This window comes from Zetaproteobacteria bacterium (assembly GCA_003696765.1).
Classification (GTDB): Bacteria; Pseudomonadota; Zetaproteobacteria; order Mariprofundales; family J009; genus RFFX01.
Genome location: RFFX01000046.1, coordinates 1 through 6789, shown reverse-complemented (window position 1 = coordinate 6789; position 6789 = coordinate 1). Strand labels below are relative to the sequence as shown.

Genomic DNA, 6789 nt, shown 5'->3' with positions numbered 1-6789 from the left:
GCGCGCGGATACCATCAGAAGTACGCCGGCTGCCCCTGCCGGCTCATCGGCATCTCCTTCCGCAGCTCCGAGCGCAACATCACGCGCTTCGAATGGGAGCGCTGCTCCTGATTCTGCTTCGCAAGAAGCCGCCATCCACGGCCATGGAGGGCCGTGCAACACCGGAGCCTGCGCATGCGGGCGACGGCCTCGTAAGGAGGTCGAAGGCCGCGCTCTGCGACTCCGAAACCACACGTCCTTGAACGGAGGTGATGCGATCCGATCCCGCATGAACATCATCGAAACGGAGCTGCCCGGGGTGCTGATCATCGAACCGCGGGTCTTCAGCGACCGACGCGGCTGCTTCCTCGAAGTATTCCATGAGCGGCGTTACCGCGAGGCAGGCATACCCGGCGCGGGGCGCCGGTTCGTCCAGGACAACTACTCCCGTTCGGAACGGGGGGTGTTGCGCGGTCTCCATTTCCAGCGCGTCAGACCGCAAGGAAAGCTGGTCTTGGCCGGTGTGGGGAGGGTCTACGACGTCGTGGCCGATATCGATCGCCGCTCCCCCACCTTCGGCCGGTGGATCGGAGTGGAGCTGTCGGAAGAAAACCACCGCCAGCTCTGGATCCCTCCGGGTTACGCCCACGGTTTCTGCGTACTCTCGGCCCATGCCGATTTCCAGTACAAATGCACGGAGTTCTACCATCCGGAGCTGGATGCGGGGGTGGTGTGGAACGACCCGACCCTGGCCATCGACTGGCCGATCGACGATCCGGTGCTGTCGGACAAGGATCGGGCCCTGCCGACGCTGCGACAGCTCGACCTGGAGCCGTAGGGCGGCATGCGGCTGCTGATCACCGGTGCCGGCGGCCAACTGGGACGGGCGCTCGTCCGGCAGGGGGCAGCCCACCAGCTGCAAGCGCTGGGGCGGGATGCGCTCGATATCACCGACCGGGCGGCGGTGGATCGGGCCATGGCCGCGTTCACCCCGGATGTGGTGATCAACGCCGCCGCCTGGACCGACGTCGACCGGGCGGAGGCCGAGGCGGAGCGTGCCTTCGCGGTCAACCGCGATGGAGCGGCCAACCTGGCCGCCGCCTGTGCCGATCACGGCGCCGTGCTGATCCACATCTCCACCGACTACGTCTTCGACGGCTCGGCCGACCGCCCCTGGCGGGAGGAGGACCCGCCCGCACCGCTCAACACCTACGGCGCCAGCAAGCTGGCCGGGGAGGAGGCGGTGCGCGCCATTCTGGAGCGCCACTACATCGTGCGCACCAGTTGGCTCATCTCGGGCTATGGACGCAACTTCGCCACCACCATCCTGCGGCTGGGGATGGAGCGCGAGCATCTGTCGGTGGTGGACGACCAGACGGGTGCCCCCACAACGACGGAGGCGCTGGCCCGGGCACTGCTGCGCATGATCGACCGACGAGGGGCGGATTGGGGCACCTACCACTTCTGCCAACCGGAGCCGACCAGCTGGTTCGGCCTGGCCTGCGCCCTGTTCGAGGCCGCTCGCGCGCAGGGTGCCCCCCCGCTCGCCCGGCTGCAGCCGATCTCTTCGGCGGAATATCCCACCCCCGCCCGCCGCCCCTCCTGGTCGGTGCTCGACTGCAGCAAGTTCCGCCGAACCATCGACGACGTGATCCCTCCCTGGCGCGCCGGGCTGGCGGAGATCGTCGCGGCGATGGATCTCTCCTCATGGGTACGGTGAACGTCCACCGCTGCCCGGTCTGCGACGGCCACGAGCGACGATTGCTCGTGCGCACACGCGATTTTGCGTGCGGCGGGGCAAGGGAGTGGCGGATCGTCCGCTGCCGCCGCTGCTCGGTGGGATTCCTCGATCCACGACCGGACGCCGCAACACTGGCTGCGGCCTATCCCGACGACTACTACGCCTACGCCCCACCCGCACTCCGACTTCAACCGCCGCATCGACGGGCGCGGCTCCACGCCCTGTTGCGGCGGCGGGGCTATCCCGTGCCCGATGCTCCGTGGTGGGCGCGTCTGAGTGTGCGGCTCCTCCCGCCGGGCATCGCCGCTCCCCCCTTCGTCGCCGGAGGACGGCTGCTCGATGTCGGATGCGGCAGCGGAGCATACCTGTTGCTGATGCGGGAGCTCGGCTGGCGGACCGAGGGGTTGGAGCCCGACGCGCGGGCGGTGGCGGCCGGACGAAGCGTCGGCCTCGAGATCCACGAAGGAACGCTGGAGACGGTCGAGCTTCCGCCGGAGCGCTATGCCTGGATCCGGTTGAGCGACGTGCTCGAACATATCGCCGACCCGGTGCAGGCGCTCGGCGCCGTGCGACGGCTCCTCCACGACGAGGGACGGGTGGAGATCACAGTGCCCAACATCGCGTCGTGGAGCTTCCATCTCTTCCGACGCTACTGGTTCCCGCTTGAGGTGCCGCGCCACCTCCTGTTCTACACGCCCGCATCGATCCGGCTGCTGGCGCAGCGGTGCGGCTTCTCGATCGAGGAGCTGCGCATCTGGTCGCACAAGGAGGTTGACGTGGTCGAAAGTACCCGCTACTGGCTCGGGGAGCGCCACCCCCGGCTTCTCGGGGCATTCGACCATCGCCCCGTGCGTACGATCTATCGCAAGCTCTTCGCGCCGTGGAAATGGCTGGCCGACCGGTGTGGAGGGGGGAGCGCCATGACCCTGACGCTGCGCAAGGAGCTCCACTGACGGGGCAGCCGGCATTGCGGCCTCGGAGGGGCGCACGCACGGATGATGGCTTCGCAAGCATCCATCATCGCGGCGTTGGCGTACCGCACAAAGCAAGAGCCTGCGCATGCAAGCGATGGATTTGTAAGGGGGTCGAGGCGCGCGCTCTTCGATCCCCGTCGAGCAAGAAGTCCACGGACGGACTCATTGCGATTCGATCACGGATGCGGGGGACCATCGGACCTATGCCCTCGAGCGACCTCCATGGAGAGGAGCCGTCGCCGAACCACAGAAGATGACCATGATCAGCATCATCACCGCGGTACACAACCAGATCGAGTTCAACCGGCTCTTTCTCAAATACCTGGAGCGCCACACCCACCACCCCTACGAGCTGATCGTGGTCGACAACCACTCCACGGACGGCTCCACCGAGCTCTTCGCGCAACACGGCGCGCAGATCGTCCGCAACGAGGAGAACCACTGCTACCCCGAATCGCAGAACATGGGCATGGAGCGGGCGGGCGGGGAGTACCTCGCCTTTCTCAACAACGACATCGTCCTCGCCCCCGACTGGGATCGCCACGTATGCGATGCGATGCGCATCCACGGGCTGGAGGTCGCCTCACTGGGGAGTTGGGAGTCGGTCGAGGATCCCTACCGTCGCCGCGCCTTCAACCAGCGATGGAAGTGGCTGCGCAAGGGGCGGCGCTACCTCCGTCACGACGCCGCCTCCGCCGAGCGGATGATGGATGCGCTCTACAAGGATGGAGGGTTCTTCGCCTGGGCCGAAGAGGAGCGACGGCGGTGGTATCCCCGGGTCCATATGGGCATCTGCGGCTCGGCGGTGGTCACCACCCGGCGGATGTGGGAGAAGCTGGATGGCTGGTGGGACGTCGAGATGGAGGCGGCCGACTTCGATCTTTTCGCCCGGGTGACTCGGCGGGCGGTGGAGAGGGGGGACATCCGCCCCCCCTTCATCGTGCCGTGGGCGCTGCACCACCACTTCTCGCGCGTCACCTTTCGCGCCGATCCCGAGCCCAGGGCCTGCCGCCACCGCCATCGGCGCGTCGAGGAGAAGTGGTCGCCGCAGGAACAGGCGCTCTATGGGCCGCAACTGCTCGAGGAATGGGGGTGGTATGTGGAGTTCCGCCGCTTCATCAAACGGTTCCGCATCGGACGCAGGGTCGTACGGGAGGATGTGGCCACGAAAGGCGGTGCCCCATGAGCGCATCGCCGGCTGCGGGTACGGCTACGCCGCGATCGCCCGCTGCTTCGCCGTACCCGGGCGGGCGGTCACCCCGAGGAGAGCGCCAACCACGAAGGGATCGGCGCGCTCCGCGGCGCTAGCGCCAGTGGTCGCGGAAGGCGGCGATGAAGCGCTCCAGCTCCCCGTCCGGCAGCGCGTTGATGCCCGCCGCCGCCGCCCGGCCGCCGCCGGTGGGAAAGGCCATGCAGAGCCGCTCGGCCCCCTGCCGGTCGCTCAGCGGCGCGCGCACGCTGATGCGCCAGCCCCCCTGCGGCAGGCGGGTGGCCAGCGCGTGGGCCCGCTCGGGGTGGCGCCGGGCGAGCAGGTTGCCGTAGACTCCTGAGGCGCGGCGGCTCCAGCCGGCGTCGGGCAGCCGCAGCAGACAGGCACGCGGCCCGACCTGCTCCATCTCGACCGCCTCGATCCGCGCCATGTCGTCGCGGTAGCCCGCCTCCAGCGTGGCGTAGGCGGGGTGCTCGGCGATGAAGGCGCGCGGATCGGCGAAGGGGTGGATGGCGCGGTAGAGCTCGGCGGGGTGGAAGTGGAGGTCGTCGAGGGTGACGCCGTAGCCGTTGTAGTTGAGCAACGTGCCGAGTTGCTGCAGCCGCGCGCACTCCTCCTCGGGCAGATCACCCAGGCACCGGCGGGCCGGCTCGATCAGGTTGTCGCCGACGGCGCCGACCGCCGCCCACAGCCGATGGGCGCCGCCCAGCTCCTCGTCGACGATCAGGCTGGTGCAGCGCGCGGCATCGGTGTCGATGCGTGCGTTCAGCCGCGGATGGTCGGGGATGGCGCCGGCGTGGTGGTGGTCGAAGTAGTCGATCGTCGCCCCATCGTCGAGCAGCCGCAGCAGATCGGCGCGGTTCTTCTCCAGCGAGACATCGAGCACGGTGATGCGGGCACCGGCCCCCCGCGGCAGGCGGGCGAGCAGCCCGATCTCCCGCTTGACGCCGGTGATCAGCATTGCCGCGCGCGGCCGGGCCAGGCGCAGTTGATGCAGCGCGCAGATGCCGTCGGCATCGCCGTTGAACAGGTCGTAGTCGGTGGTCTCCATGTTGCCTCCCGTCATCGCCTCCCCCATCCGGGCAACACGCCCACGGACGAGCGTGTTGCGATGCGAATCGCTTGCCGGCCCCACATGAAGCCGGCAAGCCGCACATGAAGCCGGCAAGCCGCGGCCAGGACGGCCGCGCAAAACCGGAGCTTGCGCTATGCAAGCGACGGTTTTGCAAGGGGGGCGGAGACCGCGCTCTTCGCCCCCCGTCAAGCAACACGCCCACGGACGGGCGTGTTGCGATGCAAATAGATTGCCGCACCATAGGGGCAACGCTAGTGTTTTGTCACGATGCAGCGTTGGATCATCTGGACCCCGATGGCGGCAGCGGCGCTGTTGCTCGCCTACGCGCTCTGGCCGGAGGCGGAGCAGCCGCCGATCCGGGTCGGCGTGCTCCATTCGCTCACCGGCACCATGGCGGTCAGCGAGAAGCCGGTGGTCGACGCCACCCTGCTGGCCATCGACGAGATCAACGCCCACGGCGGCCTGCTCGGCCGCAAGGTCGAGGCGGTGGTGGCCGACGGCGGATCGGACGGCCCCACCTTCGCCCGCGAGGCGGAGCGGCTGATCAGCGAGGAGCATGTCGCGGCCATCTTCGGCTGCTGGACCTCGGCCAGCCGCAAGCAGGTCAAGCCGGTGGTCGAGCGCCACCACGCGCTGCTCTTCTACCCGGTGCAGTACGAGGGGCTGGAGGCCTCGCCCGACATCATCTACCTCGGCGCCGCCCCCAACCAGCAGATCATCCCGGCGGTGAGCTGGGCGATCGACCGCTTCGGCCCGCGGCTCTACCTGATCGGCTCCGACTATGTCTTCCCGCGCGTGGCCGGCTGGCTGATCCACCGTCAGGCGCTGGCGCTCGGTGCCGAGGTGGTCGGCGAGCGCTACCTGCCGCTGGGCAGCCGCGATGTGGCCCAGGCGGTGGCCGAGATCCAGCGGCTTGCACCATCGGTGGTGGTCAACACCATCAACGGCGACTCCAACGCCGCCTTCTTCCACGCCCTGCACCAGGCGGGCATCACTGCAACGCGCACCCCGGTGCTCTCCTTCAGCGTCGGCGAGGCGACGCTCGCCTCCCTGCCCGACGGGGAGGACGCCGTCGGCCACTACGCGGCGTGGAACTACTTCGAGAGCATCGATTCGCCGGCCAACCGCACTTTTGTGGCCGCCTTCCGCGCCCGCTACGGCGCCGGGCGCCGGGTCAGCGATCCGATGGAGGCGGCCTGGGTCGGCGTCCATTTGTGGGCGCAGGCGGTCGCCGCGGCGCGCAGCATCGATCCGCAGATCGTGCGTGAGAGCGTCCGTCATCAGAGCATGATGGCGCCGGAGGGGGTGGTGGCCATCGACCACGCCACCGGCCACGCCTGGCGGCGGGTGCGCATCGGCCGCCTGACCAGCGCCCACCGCTTCGAGATCCTCTGGTCGAGCAGCAATGCGGTGCGGCCCGACCCCTGGCCGGCGCTGGCCCCGCGCAGTGCAGCCGATTCGCTGCTCGCCGCGCTCCAGCGCGCCTGGGGCGGGCGCTGGTCGGCGCCGCCGGCCGCTGAAGGAGAAATGGGCAGGCGGTGACCACACAGGCGCGGCGCACGCTGTTCGGCGAGTTCATGCTCTTGGTCACCGTCATCGCGGTGCCGACGGTGCTGATCGTCGGCGTAGTGGTGATGCACACGGTGCACGAGCTGACCCGGCAGCAGACACTGCTGGCGCTGGAGACGCTGGCCGAGGAGAAGGCGGGCATGATCAACCGCTACATCGACGACCACCTGGCCCGGGTGGAGAACCTCGCCGCCGTTCCGCTGGTGGCCGAGGCGCTGCCGGCGCTGGCCCGGGCCTACCG

At 69.1% G+C, this 6789-nt stretch carries 7 protein-coding genes; 6 read left to right on the top strand and 1 reads right to left on the bottom strand.

The genetic code is table 11. From position 1 onward, the window contains the following. Positions 1–268: 268 nt before the first annotated feature. The 4 genes from rfbC (at position 269) to D6682_04665 (ending at position 3880) form a co-directional block, all read left to right on the top strand. A complete protein-coding gene (rfbC, locus tag D6682_04680; GenBank protein RMH51367.1) occupies positions 269–817 on the top strand; it encodes a dTDP-4-dehydrorhamnose 3,5-epimerase in 549 nt (182 codons plus the stop codon). Positions 818–823: 6 nt separating this feature from the next. Next, positions 824–1699 carry a dTDP-4-dehydrorhamnose reductase gene (gene rfbD / locus D6682_04675; protein RMH51366.1) on the top strand — a complete coding sequence of 292 codons (876 nt, stop codon included), beginning with the start codon at positions 824–826 and terminating at the stop codon, positions 1697–1699. After that, a complete protein-coding gene (locus D6682_04670) occupies positions 1687–2673 on the top strand; it encodes a class I SAM-dependent methyltransferase (GenBank protein RMH51365.1) in 987 nt (328 codons plus the stop codon). The genes rfbD and D6682_04670 overlap by 13 nt, the downstream gene beginning before the upstream one ends. Before the next feature lie 274 nt (positions 2674–2947). Next, on the top strand, positions 2948–3880 hold the full coding sequence (locus D6682_04665) for a glycosyltransferase (protein RMH51364.1): 933 nt from the start codon (positions 2948–2950) through the stop codon (positions 3878–3880). Positions 3881–3998: 118 nt separating this feature from the next. Here D6682_04665 and D6682_04660 read toward each other — a convergent pair whose 3' ends face one another. Beyond that, entirely contained in the window at positions 3999–4955 is a 957-nt protein-coding gene (locus D6682_04660) for a hypothetical protein (protein ID RMH51368.1), read from the bottom strand. A 291-nt stretch (positions 4956–5246) separates the two neighbouring features. On the opposite strand from D6682_04660, the gene D6682_04655 reads away from it, so the two are divergent. Together D6682_04655 and D6682_04650 are read left to right on the top strand one after the other, a co-directional pair. Next, a complete protein-coding gene (locus D6682_04655; protein ID RMH51363.1) occupies positions 5247–6521 on the top strand; it encodes an ABC transporter substrate-binding protein in 1275 nt (424 codons plus the stop codon). After that, a partial coding sequence (locus D6682_04650) for a hypothetical protein (protein ID RMH51362.1) occupies positions 6518–6789 on the top strand: 272 nt, incomplete at its 3' end. The genes D6682_04655 and D6682_04650, both read left to right, overlap by 4 nt.

What these genes read in the sequence shown, in the direction of transcription:
- D6682_04665 (RMH51364.1), top strand. Translation starts at nt 2,948, where the DNA reads ATGACCATGATCAGCATCATCACCGCGGTACACAACCAGATCGAGTTC.
- rfbD (RMH51366.1), top strand. Translation starts at nt 824, where the DNA reads ATGCGGCTGCTGATCACCGGTGCCGGCGGCCAACTGGGACGGGCGCTC.
- D6682_04670 (RMH51365.1), top strand. Translation starts at nt 1,687, where the DNA reads ATGGGTACGGTGAACGTCCACCGCTGCCCGGTCTGCGACGGCCACGAG.
- D6682_04660 (RMH51368.1), bottom strand. Translation starts at nt 4,955, where the DNA reads ATGGAGACCACCGACTACGACCTGTTCAACGGCGATGCCGACGGCATC.
- rfbC (RMH51367.1), top strand. Translation starts at nt 269, where the DNA reads ATGAACATCATCGAAACGGAGCTGCCCGGGGTGCTGATCATCGAACCG.
- D6682_04655 (RMH51363.1), top strand. Translation starts at nt 5,247, where the DNA reads ATGCAGCGTTGGATCATCTGGACCCCGATGGCGGCAGCGGCGCTGTTG.